Source organism: Bacillus sp. SIMBA_154 (genome assembly GCF_046536015.1).
In the GTDB taxonomy this organism is placed as follows: Bacteria; Bacillota; Bacilli; order Bacillales; family Bacillaceae; genus Bacillus; species Bacillus pumilus_P.
The window spans coordinates 477,106-496,329 of the sequence record NZ_JAWJBV010000002.1 but is presented as its reverse complement, the minus strand read 5'-3'; the positions used below and the strand labels follow the sequence as shown (position 1 = coordinate 496,329).

Sequence of the window (19,224 nt, the reverse complement as noted above, 5' to 3'; positions counted from 1 at the left end):
GATAATAAATGTAATATAAGGGAGTTTAGTGAAAGGGGAATAAGGGATGGAGAAAGTTCTTTCTTCACATGTAGGTGTGAAAATAAATGAATGGTATAAAATGATTCGGCAATTCAGTGTACCTGATGCAGAGATTTGAAAGCTGAGGTAGAAAAAGAAATTGAACGGATGGAAGAGGATCAGGATTTACTGATTTATTATCAATTGATGTGCTTTCGGCATCAGCTTATGCTTGATTATATCAAACATTCAGAGCAACGGTCTTTATCCATTGCAGACCTAGTGGATAAAATCGAAAATTCAAATCATAAATTATCCGGCATGCTGCATTATTATAACGCATTTTTTCGTGGCATGTATGAGTTCAGTATAAAAGAATATGTACAGGCCATTCAATATTACAAGATCGCTGAGAGGCAGCTCGCACTGGTTGTAGATGATATTGAGCAAGCGGAGTTTCACTTCAAGGTGGCTGAAGCCTACTATATTATGAAACAAACCCATGTTTCCATGCATCACATTATTAAGGCACTTGAAATTTACGATCAGTATGAGTTATACAAGATTAGAACAGTTCAATGTTTATTTGTAATAGCAGGAAATTATGATGATTTTAAGCAGTATGAAAAATCATTAATACACCTGAATAAAGCCTGTTCCATCGCTGGAAAAATAGCGGATAAAAGGTTGATTGCCAAGGTACTTTTAAATATAGGAAACAATTATGAAAAAAAACAAGATTATGCAAAGGCTATCCAATATTATCAAGAGTCCCTTGAAATATCAGAAGATGGTATGGACGATGTAAAATCGGTCATATATGTTAACCTTTGTTGGGCGCTATATAAGACAGGAAAAACTGATGAAGCATCCAAATTAGTGGATAAAGCTTTGAAACTGATCTCTCATAAAGAGAACCCGCACGAAATTCTATTAATACGTTCTATAAGAACTACATATGAAAGTAATGATGAGGATAAGATTCAAGCTATGCTTCAGACATTTGAAGAAAAGCAGTTGTTTGTTTTCGTAGAAGAATTCACTAAAAATCTTGCAGTTATTCATGAAAAAAGAGGAAAGTTTGAGAAAGCAACAGAATATTACAGGATGGCATTTCAAGCCCAACAAAATATTCAAAAAGGAGAGTGTCTTTATGAGTATTAAAAAAATGATTATTATAAGCTCTATAATCTTTCTAGGTGCAGGTGTATATGAAGCATCTAGTACGATAAAACCAGCATCAAATCGAAATACAACAATGGAAGATTCAAATAGAAATACAACTTTCATTCCACAAAAAATCGATCGAAACACAGCATCTCAAAACGTATAGATGAAAAGAAAACAGACCTTAAGAAGGTCTGTTTTCTTTTTGGGAAACATGTTAAAACAACAAGGCCTATAATAAAACCTTCACAGATATCTTCTACCTTTATTAAGCATAAGGATTTCCATACTTATGACAATATTCATAAAAACCATAACGATTCATAAATATTATTTTTTCAATGTTCTCAGGAGTATCAAATTCTATCATTTCTAAAGTTAAACTAGTAAATTCAATCGGGGCAGTTCCATTTGCGGTGACCAATTGTTTATCTCTTACCGCCTGTTTCTCTATGAACTCACAGGTCGGTTCATAATGTTCGTCATCTCTCCATAAATCAGCAGAATTCCCCGTATGGCTATGATGATTCAACAATCCGTTTTTTGCCAAATAATCCACTGCTCCGCATATTGCCGCTACCGGAATGTTTTGACGAAATGTATTTTCAACGAAATGTAAAAGCTTTTTACTGTCATCACCCCAGGAGTTCCCACCAATCATCACGAGCAAATCAAAATGGTCAGGTTCTGATCCTATGATGTAATCGACAGTTGTTTTAAAACCACCTATTGAACGAACAATTTGCTCTAAAGAAATAGTATAAACTGACCAATCTTCCTTTTGATTTAATGAAGAGGCTAAATAAGCACCTTCCCAATCAGCATACTCATCTAATAGAAGAAAAAACACCTTTTTCATCATTTGTCGCTCCTTAGATTCGTTTTTAACATAATGATAGAGAGTCCACTGTTAAATGGACCTGTGATCTTTCTTTTTATTATATCAATTTCAAAGTGACAGTAAGTGTATAAAATGAGCAAATGAATCGTTGGTCAATGTTATACTTATCTCAATAGATACGAGGAGGCACCCACTTTGAAATCATTCTGGGAAAAAGAAGAAGAGAGTCCTTTTACGTTAAAAAACATAGATGAGGAACAAATTCGTGAAGCAGAGGGAACACTTGGAGTCACTTTACCTGATACATACAAAAGTTCATTTTAGAATGGAATGGCGGCTTTACAGTTCGTAATGCTTTTCCAACTGAACAGCCGAATTCATGGGCTGAGGATCATGTTCAATTTGACCATCTAAGAGGAATCGCCAAAGATGATGGCATCATGAATAGTCCCCAGTTAAGTGATGAATTGGATCTGCCTGAGGGACTTATTATCATCAGCGGAGAAGAAGATACATGGATCGCAATGGATTATAGAGAAACGAAGGAACATCCTCCTATTCACTATTTTGATTTAGAGATGGAAGTAGATTTTAAGCTGGCAGATACTTTTGATGAATTCATTAAGAAATTATATACAGCTGAAGATGCGATGGTCGAAGTAGTAGAAATTGAGGAGGAATCTTCGGATTTGTATGTCAGTAAAGAAGAGCTTGAACTCATATTTGAGAGGCAAGACCTTTGTCAGCAGAATCTCTTCAAAATGGCACATTATCCGATGGAAGAAATGGAAGAGATCGAATGGTTTTTTGATCGTATGAAAAAATGCATTCAACAGATAAAAGATCAACATGTCTTGTATGAAGCAGCGACAACGATTCACTCCATCCTTCTGTTAAACCCGGTTATGCCAAGGAATGACCGTATCTATCAAGAGTTGCAAGAAATTGCTGAGTTTCTAGAGAATAGTGGAGAGCCTCGTACCGTCTTTTTGGGAGAAGACATTCATCCAGTGAAAAAAAGCCCTAAAAAGGGCTTTTTTTAAGTAGCTTGATCTAATTCTTGAAAAAACTGTTTGAGTTGATCAATGAAAACTAATTTGGATTTTCCTTTTTTATAAATGAACTCGATTTTGATGTTGAAATTGATGGATGGATCTATCGAAATTTGTTTTAATGTTCCTTGCTCTAACTCATTTCTAACGCAATGATGAGGAAGAAACGATAGTCCCATTCCTTGATATTCAGGTGCGAGAGTAAATCCGATTTCAACGTTTCTGGGCTCACTGTCAAGTGTATGAATGGCGCAATCTCCTAACAGCTGATTGGATTCAGATAAGGCAATGGCGTATTGAAACCATGTCCCTGGTTGATTAGGTTTTTGCGTCATTTGATGTTGAACAAATGATTCAGCTTCTTCGTACGTATAGTTTTCCCAAGATTGATATGTTGCAATAGAGGGATTTGCTCGGTACTGATAAAATGCTTCAATATCTTGCAGATCAAATTGACGAATAACTACCCGGTTTGTCCTTGTGAATATGCTGTTTGCATTCTTCATGTTTTACCCTCATTTTTTAGTTTGTTTTTGATTTGTAAAAGTCTGTCAGCCATTCAGATAGCTGCTGCTGTGCTTTGCTGACAAATCGATCTGCATAATAAGTTAATTCTAAGTGACGAACAGGTGCCGGATCAGCAATAGGAATCGATACAATATTTGGCCACGTCGAATGGTATTGCAGCAACCCTCGCGGCTGAATGGTTGCACCGATGCCGGCTTCAACCAGCTGCAATAATGAAGATGCGGACCCAACTTCCATGACGGTGTCCAGTTCAACTCCCTGTTCTTTACATACGTCATCTACTAAATCCCTTCCTAGATATCCCTTCGGATACATGACCAAAGCATGCTGCGTCAGCTCTTCCAATGTCACTTCACTCTTTTGGGCTAGATCACTTTCTGAATGAACAAATAATTCGTAGGGCTCACTTCCAAGTGGAATTTGAACGAGACGCTTATCCGCAGGCCCTCGCAGCCCGATGCCGAGATCCACTTTATGCGAAAGCACCTCTTCACGAACGAATATGGTTGAAAATGCTTTCAGATTGATTTCGCGATAATGTGTTTTGAATTCTACGAAAAGCGGAACAAGCTGAAAGTCAAGATCGGAGGGGAGTACTGCGAGACGAACGGTTCCTCGCTTCTCGGATAACAGTTCTTTCATGGCATTTTTCGCATCTCTTTCAGCTTGAAGCATTTTCATACCATATTGATAAAGTAGAGAACCAGCTTCGGTTGCGACCACTTTTTTGCCGATTCGATCGAAGAGCGGCATCCCAAGTTCTGCTTCAAGCAGTCGAATCTGCTGACTTAGTGTAGGCTGTGATATCCCTAAATGCTCAGCGGCTTTTGTGAAATGTAGATGTTCGAATACTGCCATAAAATACGTAATATTTCGAGTGTCCATATTTTATCCTTTCACGAATGATAGTATTTTACTATCATCATAATACGAATTATTGTATTGATCAATGAATGTGGCAGACGTATACTCTAAGTAACCTCAACAAGATGAGAGAGGAAGAAGAGTATTTATGAAAAAAATATTTTATTTAGCCGCTTTATTTTTAGCTGCATTAAACTTGAGGCCGATCATTACGTCTGTGGCTTCTATGATGAGTATGATTCAATCAGAGCTGGGTGTAAGCGCACTGACAGCAAGTCTTTTAACCACTTTACCGGTCTTGTGCATGGGGGTCTTTGCGCCTGTAGCAACTAAACTAAGCCGCCGTTTTGGTTTAGAGAGGACGCTTTTTTTCTCGATTCTTCTCATCACGATCGCTACTGGACTACGTGGGACGAGTCAAACGGTTGCCATCCTTCTCATCACTGCATTTGCAGGAGGCGTTGGGATTAGCTTTGCAGGACCTTTGTTGTCTAGTTTTATCAAAAAGTATTTCCCGAAAAATCCGGGAATTGTGAGTGTCTATTCTATTTCGATGACGATTGGTGCAGCACTTGCTTCTGGCTTCACCATTCCGATATATCTTCGCAGTGAGCATAACCTTCCGCTCGCCTTGTCTTGCTGGGCGGTTTTAGGGATCATCGCATTGATCTTATGGCTAGGGCTGGCTCGGAAAAAACAACAGGCTGATCATGCAGTTTTACCGCTAAGGCTGCCGCTGCGAAACAAAAAAGCCATTCAATTCACCTTGTTCTTTGGCTTTATGTCCAGCATGTTCTATTCGTTAACAGCATGGATTTCACCCATCGCCCTTAGTTTTGGAAATAGTCCACAGTATGCCGCCATGCTGCTGACGATATTTACACTGATTCAGGTTCCGGTGGCACTACTCGTTCCAGGAGTCGTCACTCGCTTAGGAAAACCGAAATTATTTCTGATCTTATGCAGTGTGTCAGAACTGATCGGCCTTATTTTCCTTCTACTTCCAATGCCGATTTTGCCAGCCGTCATTTTTCTAGGGATTGGGGCAGGGGGATTATTTCCTTTAGCACTTATGCTGCCCATTATTGAGACGCGTACACCGGAGGAAGCTGGTACATGGTCCGCTATGTCGCAGATGGGAGGATACATCATGGGCGGGTTTGGTCCATTTTTCATTGGTTTGGTTTTCGATCTAAGCGGACATTTTCAAGCTTCCATTGTCGCAATGCTCGTCATTGTCTCATTGATGATTGGCGTTCAGTTATCAATGAAATTAGGTAGAAAAGAGGAAGAAGTGTCGAGTTAAATCATGCTGCTTCACATTTCAATCAAAACGGGGAGGTTTTATTGCTTAAGAAGGGGAGCCTGGGGAGAGATACTGGGTGCTTGTTTATGATGGAACGTAAGGAATGTCTTCATTTTTCACAGCCGCTTTTATAGCTTTTCTTTATTGAGTTTGCGCAATAATGGAATATTTCACAAAATAATAGAGTCACTAAAGGAGGCAAGTATTGCCTCTCTTTTGTTGTTTTAGGAGTAAACACGAGTGATACTTTCATTTAACCAGAAATGCTATTGCTTTTTTGCTCGATTAAGAGTTCTCTTATAATAGAGACTGTAAAACAGAAGGCGATAGAATAATTCAGTATCATGAGCTCCAGTTATTTTTTTGTACTTTTGCAAGATATGTTCCGAGAAAAATTTGCACAAAAAGAACTAGAGGTGAATAATATGACAACCTATGAGTCGAAGGATATTTTAAAGCAAGCAATCATGAAGACGTACAATCAATACGATGAAGAATTCAATATGATTCCAGAAGAAATGAAAGATGATCGAATAGAGGATGTAAGCCGAACTCCTGCAGAAAATTTGGCCTATCAAGTTGGTTGGACAACCCTGCTGCTTCAATGGGAGCAACACGAAACTGAAGGAAAGGTTGTCCATACGCCAGCAGAAGGTTATAAATGGAATCAGCTTGGCACATTATATTCTCTTTTTAATGAGAAGTATGCCTGCCAATCACTAGTCGCATTAAGAGCTCAGCTCAAACAGAATGTTTTAACTATTTGTGATATGTTGGATCGTATGAGTGAAGAAGAAGTGTTTGAACCTCATCAACGAAAATGGGCGGATGATGCGACAGCAAAGGCTGTTTGGCCAGTTTATAAATTTATTCATGTGAATACCGTTGCCCCTTTTAAAAATTTCCGTACTCAAATTCGTAAATGGAAACGATTAAAACAAGTATGACGTGAAGGGTATACTAGATGTACATATTTCGTTAGAACTAAACCTGATTGTATCATCTTATTTCAGAGAGAACAGGGGGGCGCTGATTCGAGCCCAGTTATTCCTCCTTATCAAAATTACGATCACTCACATGGCTTCTTTACAGGAGCTTTTTTTCTTATTTTTGCTGTTTCTTTTCGGTGTCGGACGATTCACAAAATGATAATATATGTCATTATAGGGAAAATGGAGGAGGGGGTAAGGACTGATGGAGAAAGTGCTTTCTTCTCACGTGGGCTTGAAAATCAATGAATGGTATTATCATATTCAAAGATTTAACGTACCGGACGCCGAGGCATATAAAGAAGAAATCAAATCAATGCTTGATCATATGGAAGAGAATCAGGATTTATTATTGTATTTCTCACTTATGGAGTTCAGACATAAATTAATGCTTGATTACTTGAATCCTTTAGAAAATGGGAAAGAGCGGGCGAACTTTAGGGAACTCGCAATGAAGATCAAAAGGGATCAAGAGAAATTAACAGGGTTACTTGAGTATTGCTTCATTTTTTTCTACGGCATGTACGAATTTGAAAACTATGAATATCTAAACACCCTTACCTTCTATAAACGAGCAGAAAAAAAGCTATCTCATGTTAGTGATGATATTGAACGTGCCGAGTTCAATTACAAGATGGCTGAAATCTATTACCACATGAAACAAACCCATATGTCCATGCATCATATCGCCCAGGCGATAGAGTGCTATAGAGAAAAAGATACATACACAGTAAGAGAAATACAATGTTCTTTTGTCATTGGATTAAACTATATAGATATGGGCTGCCCCGAAAAAGCAATACCCCATTTTGAACACGCAATAGAAAAAGCCGCCGACAACTCAACAAAACGATTAAAAGGATCAGCTCTATAATTTAGGGTTGAGTTATTTTCATAACAAAGAATTAGCATAAGCAATTACTCATTTTAATGACTCGATTCGCGCATTTAGAGAGCAGGGATACGAGCATTTAAATAGAATCTTAGATCCACTCATTATGTTGTCAAAAGCCTACTTCAAAAAGAAAGAACAGGATTTAGGTACATATGCTTTAAATAATGGCATGGAACTATCTGAAAAGCTGAAAGATCATGTTCTGTTATTGATATTCAAGTTTTTAAAATCACTATACGTTGAAAACAATTTTGAGCAATTGGAAAAAATAATGGAATTGTTAGAAATAAAGTCAATGTATCCTGATCTTGAAGATTTAGCAAAAGATGCTGCAAAATATTATAATGAAATGGGAGATAAAGACAATGCGATGCTTTTTTATGAGAAGATTCTTTATTTCCAAACTCAAGTGAAGCGGGGGGACTGTCAGTATGAAATTTAAAACTTTATCAGTTGTATTAATGATGATCAGTGTAATAAGTGTTGTTAGTTATTTTACGTCTGAAGTGACAGCAAGTCATGATGAAGCAAGGAGAGGTCATACGGCAAGTATCGGTTATTCTGCTTAAATAAAAGGCCCTTAATGGGGCTTTTTATTTTAAGGGTGATATTGAATATATCGCATGAATTCGGAGTCATTAAAATGTTAAAATCAAAATTATTCCGAAGGATTTCCACTATATTATTTGTTTTAACCTTTATGATTAGCCTATTCAATATGGGACACCAGCGTTCTATTATGTTGTCCTTATTAGTAAGATGCTGGTGATCAGTTTGTTAAATGGTATGTTTTTCGGAACAATTTTCTATTTGAACGTCACCTTTATCAATACTAAGTCTTCCAAGCAAAATCAATAATAAGTGAGCGGCCAAATGGCCGTTCTTTTTTGTTTAAAAAAATCGAACATCTTATAAAAGAGAAAAGAGATTACTTAATCTTTTACCTAACCATCAGATTGGAATTCTTAAATATGTATTTTTCATAATAAATTCATTTATTTTTAATAACCTACTGCATGATATTTTAAAGGATGTTACCGATGGATGTAAGGAATGATTGGCTAATCTTCCAATAAGTGTTGGAGGGAAATCTGAATTACAAAATTGAAAATGGTGTATATGAGAAATATAGGACCATACGGCAGCAAAAAGAATTTAGATATGATGAAGGATTAAAAAAGTAGATGGTCAAAAATCATTTAAACGATCAATTGCTATTCTTGGATTAAGAATGGCTTTTATCTTTTGAAAAACCACTATGTGAAAACAGCACAGCTTATTTCATACCCCATTGTCTCATTCGTGTAGGTATTGAAAGTGAGATTGTGTTGACTCCTCCACTAGACGTGTTACATTTTTTTCTTCTATAAAACTCCACTATAAACTCATTCAAAAACTTTAGATTGGAATACACTATATTGAATAAAAGATAAAATTAGAGAAAGGGAGGCTTTTTCATGGCAAATATCACACAGGATTTATCAGCTCTAGGCTTAAACATCTCACAAAATGTAGGATTAGGTAATCAATCATCTACACCTAGTACAAGTACAGCGAAATTTAGTGGACTTTTTGCGGGACTTCCACCAGGTACTGATCTTAGCATCGTTGGTGATTCAGGTTTCTTTTATGGCCCAGGAAATTTTGTCACTTTTAATCAATTGGCGGGCATTGTATTTTTTAATGACCCAGGATTAGGAGGTACGGGACCTACTTTAATAGATGTGAACAAAATTGAAAGTGTGACGTTCCCTAGTTAAATATTTTCACATTCTTTGGTATGTGAATGAACCTATAGCTGGCATGCGTTCGTATTTAATCAAATAGGTTATTTCCAGGGGAATATTTGAGATCATGAATGAAGTTACTAAAGGATGCTATAGTGTGCTAGATGTTGACACCATCAATCATTTAAAGATGTACAGAAACATGAAAAAACATCATTCAGTCATTTTGCTGGATGGTGTTTTTTCTTATATGAAAGGATTCACGCTGCATAATTGACGAGGAGCAAGTAGGTGAAGGTGACTTCTTCAAGTGTCGATATGAATATCACTGAAGGGTATAAAATACTTCGACAATTTCGTGCGACAGCAATGGCTAATCGTCATACTTACTTTATGAAGGTTTAGGGTCGTTCACTAGCTTATCTAAGCACTCGATATATCATCTTTTTGAAGAGGAACAGACTCATACATGCGAGTCTTGAATGTTTCCATGCAACATGGAATAAACATAATGCATGAGGAAAAATGGATGTATGAGATAAGCAGGGAGGTTATACGAGTGCAAAAGATTTGCCGGGAAGTCTGGATCGAAGTCAGTCTTGATGCAATAAAGAGAAATATACAAGCCATTCAAGCGCATATTCCAAGGAAAAGTAAGATCATGGCAGTGGTGAAAGCGAATGCTTATGGACACGGGTCAGTGGAGGTAGCGCGACAGGCACTGGAAAGCGGTGCGACAGAGCTGGCGGTTGCCAGCTTGGAAGAAGGCATTGTATTGCGAAGAGCGAAAATTGAAGCGCCTATTCTAGTCCTCGGATTTACCCCGCTCGACTGTGTAAAAAAAGCTGCGACATGGAGAATTGACCTATCCGGTCTTCGTGCAGACTGGATCAATGAAGCAAATGAGATTTTAGCGGAAGAAGAAAGTCAGCATCGGCTTGGCATTCATGTCAATGTCGACACAGGCATGGGGCGACTAGGCGTTCGAACGAAGGAAGAGCTTTTGGAAGTCGTTGAGGCACTTGAAGAAAGTGAATACCTCAGATGGGATGGAATCTTTACGCATTTCTCAACTGCGGATGAGCCGGACCCCGATTTCACATTGCTTCAGCACAATATTTTTACTGATTTTCTTCGTTTTCTAAAAAAACAAGGAATTACGCTGCCTACCGTACATATGAACAATACGGCTGCTGCCATCGCATTTCCTGAATTTAGTGCCGATATGATTCGGCTTGGGATCGGACTGTATGGACTTTATCCCTCGCAATATATTCAAAGCTTGGATGCTGTTCAATTGGAGCCGGCTCTGAGTTTAAAGGCGAGAATTGCTTTCGTAAAGGAAATGGTGACAGAGCCTAGAACCGTCAGCTATGGTGCTACCTATGTGGCAAAGCCTGATGAAGTCATTGCGACTATACCGATTGGCTACGCGGATGGGTACTCGCGTGCTTTATCCAATAGAGGATTTATGCTTTTCAGAGGAAAACGAGTGCCGATTGCGGGGCGAGTCACAATGGATATGACCATGATCAGTTTAGGTGAAATGAAGGCAAAGCAAGGCGAGGAAGTCGTCATTTACGGCCGTCAAAAAGGCGGAGAAATTTCTGTCGATGAAATCGCCGAAATGCTCAATACGATTAACTATGAAGTCATCGCCACCTTAAGCCGCCGTGTTCCGAGGTTTTATCGTCGAGGTGGGAAGATTATTAAAATGTCAACACCGGTGATGTATGTGTGAGTTTTTTATTATAAAAGTTAATCCGTAATTACTTTTAATTGTAAACTTTGTAAAAAATAAAACGATAAAAAGGAGGAATAGAACGATTTGGAGGAATGAGAAATGAGAAAAAGTTTTTTATTATTCGTTGCAGTACTTCTTTTAATGAGTACTCTTAGTCCATTTAAAGCAAATGCAGCAAAAACAACTGGCTGGGCTAAAAGAGCTGATTTACCAGAAGAACGTATTAATGCTGGTGTGGGAGTAGTTGATGGAAAGATTTATGTGTTTGGTGGAGCAAGTGAAAAAAATAAGTTGAATAATCAAACATTTATGTATGATCCTAAAAAGGATGCTTGGGAAGAGAAAGCCAGTATGCCAAGAAATAGAACAGGGGGTACTTATGCTACAGTAGGTAAAAAAATCTATCTAATAGGTGGAATTAACGAAGAGACAGAAGTAGCTTATAACACAATAGATATTTATGATACAGAACTTGATCAGTGGGCTGAAGAGCCGATTCAAATTCCAAGAGACCCGGTATTTTCAGCTTATAGTAAGGGAACTTTACACGCAGTTGCAGTGAAAGAGAATATATATATTGTATCTTCAAAAAACTCTTATAAGAATAATGTCTATCAATACAATACAGCCTCTGGTGAATGGAAGAGCTTGAACTCATCGGGTTTACCATCTCGAAATGGGAGAGCCATTTCTGAAATTGACGGAAAAATATATGTTGCAGGTGGCGAAAATTCGATAGGGCATAGTAGAGAAAAGTATTTGTTTCAGTATGATATTGCAACAGATACTTGGAAGAGACTAATTGATGTTCAGTTAACATCTTATACATATGAACCCTCCTATGAAACTTACAATGGAAAGTTCTTTATTATTGGTGGGCAATTATATGGTGATGGTTCGAAAAATATGGTAAACAAAGTTCAGATTTTCAATCCAAAAGATGGTCAATTTAAAAATTCAGCTTATGAATTGCCAGAAGGAAGAGTATCAGCTGTTGCAGCAATTGTTGATGATCAATTATATGTTATTGGCGGACGTGACTACTCGTATTATATGAGACATCTTTCTGTAAAAAGTGATTACAGATCAGTGATTTCTATTTCATTAAAAGACTTACAAGTGACTGAGGATGAAACAAAGCCGGATGATGGGACAGCAGAAGATCCAAAGGATCAAGACGGAACAAAGCCAGATGATGGCACAACCGAAGAACCGAAAGATCAAGACGGAACAAAGCCAGATGATGGCACAACCGAAGAACCGAAAGATCAAGACGGAACAAAGCCAGATGACGGCACAACGGAAGATCCAAAAGACCAAGATGGAACAAAGCCAGATGACGGCACAACCGAAGAACCGAAAGACCAAGATGGAACAAAACCAGGAGAAGAAACTGCGAAAGGTATACTTTCTATTACCATGGTCAATGGGTTACAAAAGGATTATCTGCTCTCAATGAAAGAAATCAACGATTTTCTTAACTGGTATAAAGAAAGAAGCTTTGGAATCGGAATGAACTTCTATGAAATTAATGATGAACACAATAAAGGACCTTTCGCAAGTAAGAAAGATTATGTGATATACCAAAATATTTTAACGTTTGATATCAAGCAATATTGATAAAATGGAAAGCTGCTGATAATAGATCAGCAGCTCAGCGTGTAGACAAACCCTCGCATTCGGTGTCAGTCCTGTGCGCCGGTGCTCACGAATGTCAAATTCGCTCCGCTCCGGTGCTCGTCCTTCCTAGACTTCAAAGGTTTTCAATCACGCTGAAAAGAAGACAAAGGGCTAAAATAAAGATCATTTTAGCCCTTTGTCAACAATCTGAGCTGCTGATAATAGATCAGCAGCTTTTTGTATTTTTACATAATTGTTAAAATTAGGATTAACATCATAAAAAAACAAGATATTTTTTTAAAAATCTGCTAAACATCCTATAACCACGTCCGATAATAGAATTGTCAGGGTTGATAAGCCCTAGAATAAAGGACTTTTTTCAGACAAGGACGTCTGTCAGGTCCCAATTACATGGAGGTAATAGGAAATGAGAATTAACCACAATATCGCAGCACTTAACACATTGAACCGTTTGTCTGCAAACAACGGTGCTAGCCAAAAGAACATGGAGAAACTTTCTTCTGGTCTTAAAATCAACCGTGCAGGAGATGACGCAGCAGGTCTAGCAATCTCTGAAAAAATGCGTGGACAAATCCGCGGATTAGAAATGGCTTCTAAAAACGCACAAGACGGTATCTCTCTTATTCAAACAGCTGAAGGTGGATTAACTGAAACTCACTCAATCCTTCAACGTGTTCGTGAACTAGTGGTTCAAGCTGGAAACACTGGTACACAGCAAGATGAAGACTTAACTGCAATTAAAGATGAAATGGATGCTTTAATTGAAGAGATTGATGGTGTTTCTGATCGTACAGAGTTCAATGGTAAAAAATTGTTAAATGGTGACTATAAAGCTTCAACTCCACCAGCACCAACTGATCCATCTTTAGTTTTCCAGATTGGTGCTAATGGTACGCAACAAATCAAAGTTAACATTCAAGATATGGGTGCTGATGCATTAGGCGTTGATGATGGTGCTGGTGGCATCACTGCAAACCAATCGATTAAAGATTTAGATGTAACAGCTTTTGCAACTAATGCAGCAGACGCAGCAGATGTTGGATTTGATACTCAACTTAAGATTGTTGATTCAGCTATCAATCAAGTTTCATCTCAACGTGCTAAACTTGGTGCGGTCCAAAACCGCCTAGAGCACACAATTAACAACCTTGGTGCATCTTCTGAAAACTTAACAGCTGCTGAGTCTCGTATCCGTGACGTTGACATGGCGAAAGAAATGAGTGAGTTCACGAAGAACAACATTCTTTCTCAAGCTTCTCAAGCAATGCTTGCACAAGCGAACCAACAGCCACAAAACGTACTTCAATTACTACGTTAATGAAAGGCCCCTTTATGGGGCTTTTTTTTATGCTCTTTTTTCTTCGCTTTTTCTCCTTCTCCTGATTTATGATTCTTAAATCCCCTTGATAAATGATGAAAAATGACCTTTAAATTTGGCATACTCTAGCGAAACGATCATAATGAATAAGACTTTTTCCTTATTTATCCCTTTTATGTTAAACATTTTCCATTAAAGTTCGATAAATGGATTGTAAGGCTTACAAAAAAATTCTAATTTAGAACTTTTAGACATGGATGTCTAATTGGTTCAAAACACATGGAGGTAATAAGAAATGAGAATTAACCACAATATCGCAGCACTTAACACATTGAATCGTCTTTCTACTAACAACGGTTCAAGCCAAAAGAACATGGAGAAACTTTCTTCTGGTCTTCGCATCAATCGTGCAGGGGATGACGCAGCAGGTCTTGCGATCTCTGAAAAAATGAGAAGTCAAATCCGTGGTTTAGAAATGGCTACTAAAAACTCTCAAGATGGTATCTCTCTTATTCAAACGGCTGAAGGTGCACTGACTGAATCTCATGCGATACTTCAACGTATTCGTGAGCTTGTTGTTCAAGCAGGGAACACAGGTACACAACAGGAAGAGGATTTAGCATCAATTCAAGATGAAATCTCAAACTTGCAAGATGAGATTACAAGCATTTCTACTCGTACAGAGTTTAACGGGAAGAAATTATTAGACGGGACTTATTCGTCTAAGGGTGCTGAAGAAGGTGGTGAGGCACAAAGCCTTGTATTCCAAATCGGTGCAAACGCAACACAACAAATTACACTTAACATTGAAAACATGGGTGCTTCAGTTTTAGGAACAGATGGGACTGCTGAAGGTGAAGATGGAGCTGGTTCTGTTGCTGGCATCGATGTGACAAAATTCATTAGTGCAAGTGATGAAGATGGCGAGGAATCTGCTGGATTTGATGCACAACTTGGTATTATTGAAACAGCCATTAAGCAAGTGTCTGCTCAGCGATCTAAGCTTGGTGCGGTCCAAAACCGTTTAGGGCACACAATCAACAACCTTAGCGCTTCTGCTGAAAACTTAACAGCTGCTGAGTCTCGTATCCGTGACGTTGACATGGCGAAAGAAATGAGTGAGTTCACAAAGAACAACATTCTTTCTCAAGCTTCTCAAGCGATGCTAGCACAAGCAAACCAACAGCCACAAAACGTACTTCAATTATTACGTTAATGAAAAAGCCCCATTGAGGGCTTTTTTTTATGTCAATCTGATGGCAGCAATTGCTGTAAACGAAAGTCAGGAACAGCTTCATGGAAAAAGGCTTGATTTAATTCGTCGTTCTCTTTGTCCCATTGACACCACCAACGAGCAGTGTCACCAGTGGAATCAGCTTGAATCATGTCATGCAGCTGCTCTAGGTTGATGATCTCTCTCGGTTCAGTTAAGAAAGAATGCATACGGTGATACGCCTCAAGACGTTCAGCCTGTTTTGTTTGAACAGCATATTGTACGTAGCGATTTAAATATTCTTGTACAAATGTCAAATGGGGAATAGGCTTTCCTCCCTTTAACTCGACTCCTTCCCATGCCATATCAGCAATCGCACAAAGCCACCAGCCAGGCTCATTGGCGTGCTGCATTTGTTGTAAGGTGTTCCTTTCAAAAGACAACCGTCCCTTTCCTTGTGCTTGTTTGAGCATACGCTCGAGTGTTTGCGCCTCGACCGCTGCTTTTGTCATTCCCTGCCTATGAATCGGATCTAATGTACACAAGGCATCGCCCATTACCAATAAACCACTTGGCCAATCATGCATTTGTTCATAGTGATTTCTCACACAAGCAGGAAGTCTAAATCCCTTTGGCTTTGTATAAGGAGTTAAATGGGTGATGGCTTCTGCTATAGCGGGATGGGTAAGCGCAGCGGTTTCTGAATCAAATTGATCAGCATCCGTTGTTGGATAATGTGAGCCGCCCGCTGCTGAGAGAAGAACAGCTACTAAATCATGATCTACCCGTTCAAACAATCCTGTCGGAATTTGTTTATGTGGCTGTCCAACTACGACCATTGATTGCAGGTTTGGCACCTCAGGTGGTATCTGGTAGTATCTTGTGCTGTAGCCAAGAGAGACGCTTAACTCATCTGTCTGTGGCAAGGCCAGTCCTGCATCTTTCAGCCATTTTGGCAATTTAGACATTCTTCCAGACGTATCGATCACTAAGTCTGCTTTCATTTGATGAATGATTCCTGGCTTTACACGCCGGTCTTTCACAATGAGTCCTATGACTTGCTTTGTTCCTTCCTCAAACTGTAGCGAGATCGCCTCATGTTTTTTAAAAAAATGAACACGTTCCTCACTTAACATTCTTTGCATCAGCACCCACTCTAGCAAGGCACGTCTTGTGACAGCTGTTTCTTCTGTATCGGTGAGCGCTAATTCACCATCTTTTGTGATAAATCGAGATGTTTGATGCCATGTATTAAACCCGCCTATTGCCAGTAACTCTTTTGTATAACTAGGAAATAGACGCTCAAATATTCGCTTGCCAAGTGGCAGCATTCTATGTGGATGAAAGGCTTGAGGAGTGCCGAGACGGTTCTCAGGAGAATTTGGCAGTTCGTCCTTTTCAATGATAAACACCTGATGATAAAACGTTGATAAAACCTTTGCAGCGAGCATTCCGGTGATACCGCCGCCAATGACGATGGCCCGCTTATATTTCATGGGTTGTGTCACAACATGCGCCTCCAATGAATAAGTAAAATGGTTACATGACCATTTCATCATATGTTGATGCTCTAATTATAGCAAATTTGCGTTTTTTTGAATATATTAAGGAAATGACATACTTTTTACCCGTAAATATGAGAAAGTAACTTCAATTCATTTGTGCACTCGCTTTAGGTTTTTCGCTCAAAAATCAATTGGAGCAGCCCGAGCAGGAAAAGAGGGAGCAGGTTTTAGTGTTGTAGCAAGCGAAATCCCAAAATTATCAAGCGGAACCTCACGTGCAACTGAAAATATTGAAAGCTCATTGCAAGGGATTTTCTCTAACATCCAAACATACATTACTTGAGAGTAAGGAAAATATGATGGGGTCATCATTAGACCAAGCTTTACTTGTGACAGAGTTTAGTGAAATTGTGGAGCGGTTGACTGTGGTAAGCAAAGAAAGGAAAGGCTTTATGCAAAAGGTGATGTAAACGTAAAAAAAACGAATCTAAAGAGGATTCGTTTTTTGATGACTCGTTATTTTCTGTTTCTTTTTTCAAAGCGATAATCGTACGTTTCGCCTTTTACAACATTTAAAAACTCGTGTCCAATTTGAACAAGCTGTGTATTTTTCCATTTGATGAGAGGATCTTTATCAGGGTATTTCCAGTAAATCGTTTTCTTTCGATGGGTCAGTTTGTTTTCAATTTCTGCTCTGACTGCGTTCTCCTTTAGCTTTCCTCCACTATGACGATAGGTGTTGATGATATATGTTCCGTCGGGTGATGACATAGAGCGGATGAATGTTCCATGAGACACGCCTTGAAGAGAGAAGCATTTCCAATAAATGATACCAGCAAAGCTAATGAATAAGATGACAAGGATGATGGTGGTTTTCTTTTTTAACATGAATTCCTCCAGATTTAGATCACAATAATGCTAATTTATGAGAGAGAATACAAAAAGATTCATATAGTCTAAAAGTTCTACTTGTTTCAATTATCGGTCATTTTTTCTCAAAATTCAACAGAAAGCCGTAAAGATAAGGAAAATTTAAGGATGTCTTCATGTGGATAGACGATTCGAAAACACTTTACAAAAGAATTTGAGATCAGTAGACTTATGCTCATATAGAGGAATGGGGCAGATAGAATGACGCAAATCATCGATACGTATCAAAATTATGAAGAGCTTTCCGCTCATGAAAGAAAAGGGATTGACTATCAAATTCTACACAAGCGGGAAGGAGATCAGCTTCTGATTTTGTCGCCTCATGCCGGAGGAATTGAATCAGGCGTGAGTGAACTGATCCATGAATTAGCAAGCGATTATTCAATGTATTTATTTGAGGGCCTTAAAGTGAAAGGCAATCATGTTCTTCATATTACAAGCACACGTTTTGATGAGCCGATTTGTCTTTCTCAAGTGCATACACATCATTATACGTTTGCGCTCCACGGCTACGGAGAAACAGACGTGCTTCAAACATTAGTGGGCGGTACAGACAGAGAAAGAGCTGCAGAAACCGTGAAACGTTTAACATTGAATGGTTTTCCTGCATTGCTTTTGTCTGAATCAGATCGTTTTTCTGGAACACATCCTCATAATATTAATAATCAATGTCTGACAGGAAAAAGCGTTCAAATTGAAATCAGTCAAGCTCAAAGAAGAGCATTCTTTCAAGACTTTAGGCGGCGCTACCGGCGTGATACACAAAATGAACAATTTTATAGATACACAAATGTACTGAAACAAGTATTAAGCCTTTATGAATAAACCTCTTTTGTCATGCGTGCAGGTGTTTACGTTTGATAAGCAGCTTCTTTTTCCGCAACCCTTTCCGCTTTCATTAAATAGGAAGTAAACTCCTTTTGAAAGCGAATGCCTACTCTTCGCTGTTCGAATAAGGCAAGCCGTTTTTCAGCAAAAGCCCAGGTGACGTGAAATGTTTGAGCAATTTGCAAAATAGCTTGCTGACGTAGATTTGGAAGCTTCATTTGCAGGAGCAAAAAGGTCGGAACACAAAAGTGATACATGAATTGTTTTGCCTGAAACTCTTGCAGTTCTCGAAAGAGCCTATGCATTTTGAAATGATTGCCTGCGTGTTTCAACACATGACAGAGCTCGTGGGCAAAATCCTGCCACTGTTCTTCTGGTGATAGGGATCTGTTTAAAATAATACTGTAAAGACCTTGATGTTTGATCATCATGCTGCCGGTATCCTCGTAATGGACCCATACATGAAATTCAGAAGCGATCCTTTGCATGTCTACATATGCAGGACCGCTTATTTGTAGTTGAGCGTATAACCGTTTAATATCTTCTTCTAAATGGGTTAAAAAATAAGTCATTTAAAAACCTCCACACAAACGTATGTTCTATTTTTGGCATAAAAGAAAAGTCCGTATAGGACTAAATGGCTAATAAAGCTATCGCTTACTTTTTATATCGGCTT

The 19,224-nt window shown here is 38.6% G+C and carries 17 protein-coding genes and 3 pseudogenes; 14 read left to right on the top strand and 6 right to left on the bottom strand.

Annotation, left to right across the window (positions count from 1 at the left end):
• Positions 1-46: 46 nt before the first annotated feature.
• Together R0K30_RS05990 and R0K30_RS05985 are read left to right on the top strand one after the other, a co-directional pair.
• Positions 47-1,164: pseudogene (locus R0K30_RS05990) on the top strand (response regulator aspartate phosphatase).
• Positions 1,154-1,333: a RapH phosphatase inhibitor gene (locus tag R0K30_RS05985; RefSeq protein ID WP_099727532.1), complete on the top strand. Its 180-nt coding sequence runs from the start codon at positions 1,154-1,156 to the stop codon at positions 1,331-1,333. The pseudogene R0K30_RS05990 and the gene R0K30_RS05985 overlap by 11 nt, the downstream one beginning before the upstream one ends.
• A gap of 102 nt (positions 1,334-1,435) precedes the next feature.
• Here R0K30_RS05985 and R0K30_RS05980 read toward each other — a convergent pair whose 3' ends face one another.
• A complete protein-coding gene (locus tag R0K30_RS05980; RefSeq protein WP_106038834.1) occupies positions 1,436-2,026 on the bottom strand; it encodes a type 1 glutamine amidotransferase family protein in 591 nt (196 codons plus the stop codon).
• Positions 2,027-2,203: 177 nt separating this feature from the next.
• Between R0K30_RS05980 and R0K30_RS05975 the strand changes: the two are divergent.
• Positions 2,204-3,051, top strand: a pseudogene (locus tag R0K30_RS05975) (SMI1/KNR4 family protein).
• Here R0K30_RS05975 and R0K30_RS05970 read toward each other — a convergent pair.
• Together R0K30_RS05970 and R0K30_RS05965 are read right to left on the bottom strand one after the other, a co-directional pair.
• Positions 3,048-3,566 carry a GNAT family N-acetyltransferase gene (locus tag R0K30_RS05970; RefSeq protein ID WP_099727530.1) on the bottom strand — a complete coding sequence of 173 codons (519 nt, stop codon included), beginning with the start codon at positions 3,564-3,566 and terminating at the stop codon, positions 3,048-3,050. The pseudogene R0K30_RS05975 and the gene R0K30_RS05970 sit on opposite strands and share 4 nt — an antisense overlap.
• A gap of 16 nt (positions 3,567-3,582) precedes the next feature.
• Entirely contained in the window at positions 3,583-4,473 is an 891-nt protein-coding gene (locus R0K30_RS05965) for a LysR family transcriptional regulator (RefSeq protein WP_099727529.1), read from the bottom strand.
• A 127-nt stretch (positions 4,474-4,600) separates the two neighbouring features.
• Between R0K30_RS05965 and R0K30_RS05960 the strand changes: the two genes are divergently transcribed.
• The 9 genes and pseudogenes from R0K30_RS05960 to hag (R0K30_RS05920) all read left to right on the top strand — a co-directional run bounded on the left by R0K30_RS05960 (position 4,601) and on the right by hag (R0K30_RS05920) (position 15,288).
• Positions 4,601-5,758, top strand: a complete 1,158-nt coding sequence (locus R0K30_RS05960; RefSeq protein WP_256499478.1) for an MFS transporter — start codon at positions 4,601-4,603, stop codon at positions 5,756-5,758.
• Positions 5,759-6,183: 425 nt separating this feature from the next.
• Positions 6,184-6,705 (top strand): ClbS/DfsB family four-helix bundle protein, encoded by a 522-nt coding sequence (locus R0K30_RS05955; protein ID WP_230031110.1) that lies wholly within the window; start codon positions 6,184-6,186, stop codon positions 6,703-6,705.
• A 247-nt stretch (positions 6,706-6,952) separates the two neighbouring features.
• Positions 6,953-8,084, top strand: a pseudogene (locus tag R0K30_RS05950) (response regulator aspartate phosphatase).
• Positions 8,074-8,211, top strand: a complete 138-nt coding sequence (locus tag R0K30_RS05945; protein WP_230031111.1) for an aspartate phosphatase — start codon at positions 8,074-8,076, stop codon at positions 8,209-8,211. Before R0K30_RS05950 ends, R0K30_RS05945 begins: the two are co-directional and overlap by 11 nt.
• A gap of 888 nt (positions 8,212-9,099) precedes the next feature.
• Entirely contained in the window at positions 9,100-9,402 is a 303-nt protein-coding gene (locus R0K30_RS05940) for a hypothetical protein (RefSeq protein WP_099727526.1), read from the top strand.
• A gap of 526 nt (positions 9,403-9,928) precedes the next feature.
• A complete protein-coding gene (alr, locus tag R0K30_RS05935; protein WP_099727525.1) occupies positions 9,929-11,110 on the top strand; it encodes an alanine racemase in 1,182 nt (393 codons plus the stop codon).
• A 102-nt stretch (positions 11,111-11,212) separates the two neighbouring features.
• The gene (locus R0K30_RS05930; protein WP_256499483.1) at positions 11,213-12,733 is read left to right on the top strand and encodes a Kelch repeat-containing protein; all 1,521 of its coding nucleotides are present in this window, start codon (positions 11,213-11,215) and stop codon (positions 12,731-12,733) included.
• 427 nt (positions 12,734-13,160) lie between these two features.
• Positions 13,161-14,072, top strand: coding sequence for a flagellin Hag (hag, locus tag R0K30_RS05925; protein WP_410609587.1), 912 nt, complete (start codon positions 13,161-13,163; stop codon positions 14,070-14,072).
• Positions 14,073-14,367: 295 nt separating this feature from the next.
• Positions 14,368-15,288, top strand: a complete 921-nt coding sequence (hag, locus tag R0K30_RS05920) for a flagellin Hag (protein WP_410609585.1) — start codon at positions 14,368-14,370, stop codon at positions 15,286-15,288.
• A gap of 32 nt (positions 15,289-15,320) precedes the next feature.
• Here the strand turns inward: hag (R0K30_RS05920) and R0K30_RS05915 are convergent, their stop codons facing one another.
• The gene (locus R0K30_RS05915) at positions 15,321-16,793 is read right to left on the bottom strand and encodes an NAD(P)/FAD-dependent oxidoreductase (protein WP_410609583.1); all 1,473 of its coding nucleotides are present in this window, start codon (positions 16,791-16,793) and stop codon (positions 15,321-15,323) included.
• A 151-nt stretch (positions 16,794-16,944) separates the two neighbouring features.
• On the opposite strand from R0K30_RS05915, the gene R0K30_RS05910 reads away from it, so the two are divergent.
• On the top strand, positions 16,945-17,133 hold the full coding sequence (locus R0K30_RS05910) for a methyl-accepting chemotaxis protein (protein WP_230031114.1): 189 nt from the start codon (positions 16,945-16,947) through the stop codon (positions 17,131-17,133).
• Between the two features lie 173 nt (positions 17,134-17,306).
• On the opposite strand, the gene R0K30_RS05905 is transcribed toward R0K30_RS05910, so the two are convergent.
• Positions 17,307-17,678, bottom strand: a complete 372-nt coding sequence (locus tag R0K30_RS05905) for a DUF5412 domain-containing protein (protein WP_099727516.1) — start codon at positions 17,676-17,678, stop codon at positions 17,307-17,309.
• Positions 17,679-17,921: 243 nt separating this feature from the next.
• Here R0K30_RS05905 and R0K30_RS05900 point away from each other — a divergent pair, with 243 nt between their 5' ends.
• Positions 17,922-18,545, top strand: a complete 624-nt coding sequence (locus R0K30_RS05900) for a poly-gamma-glutamate hydrolase family protein (RefSeq protein ID WP_099727515.1) — start codon at positions 17,922-17,924, stop codon at positions 18,543-18,545.
• 26 nt (positions 18,546-18,571) lie between these two features.
• On the opposite strand, the gene R0K30_RS05895 is transcribed toward R0K30_RS05900, so the two are convergent.
• Positions 18,572-19,120, bottom strand: coding sequence for an ImmA/IrrE family metallo-endopeptidase (locus R0K30_RS05895; protein WP_099727514.1), 549 nt, complete (start codon positions 19,118-19,120; stop codon positions 18,572-18,574).
• Positions 19,121-19,224: the final 104 nt, after the last annotated feature.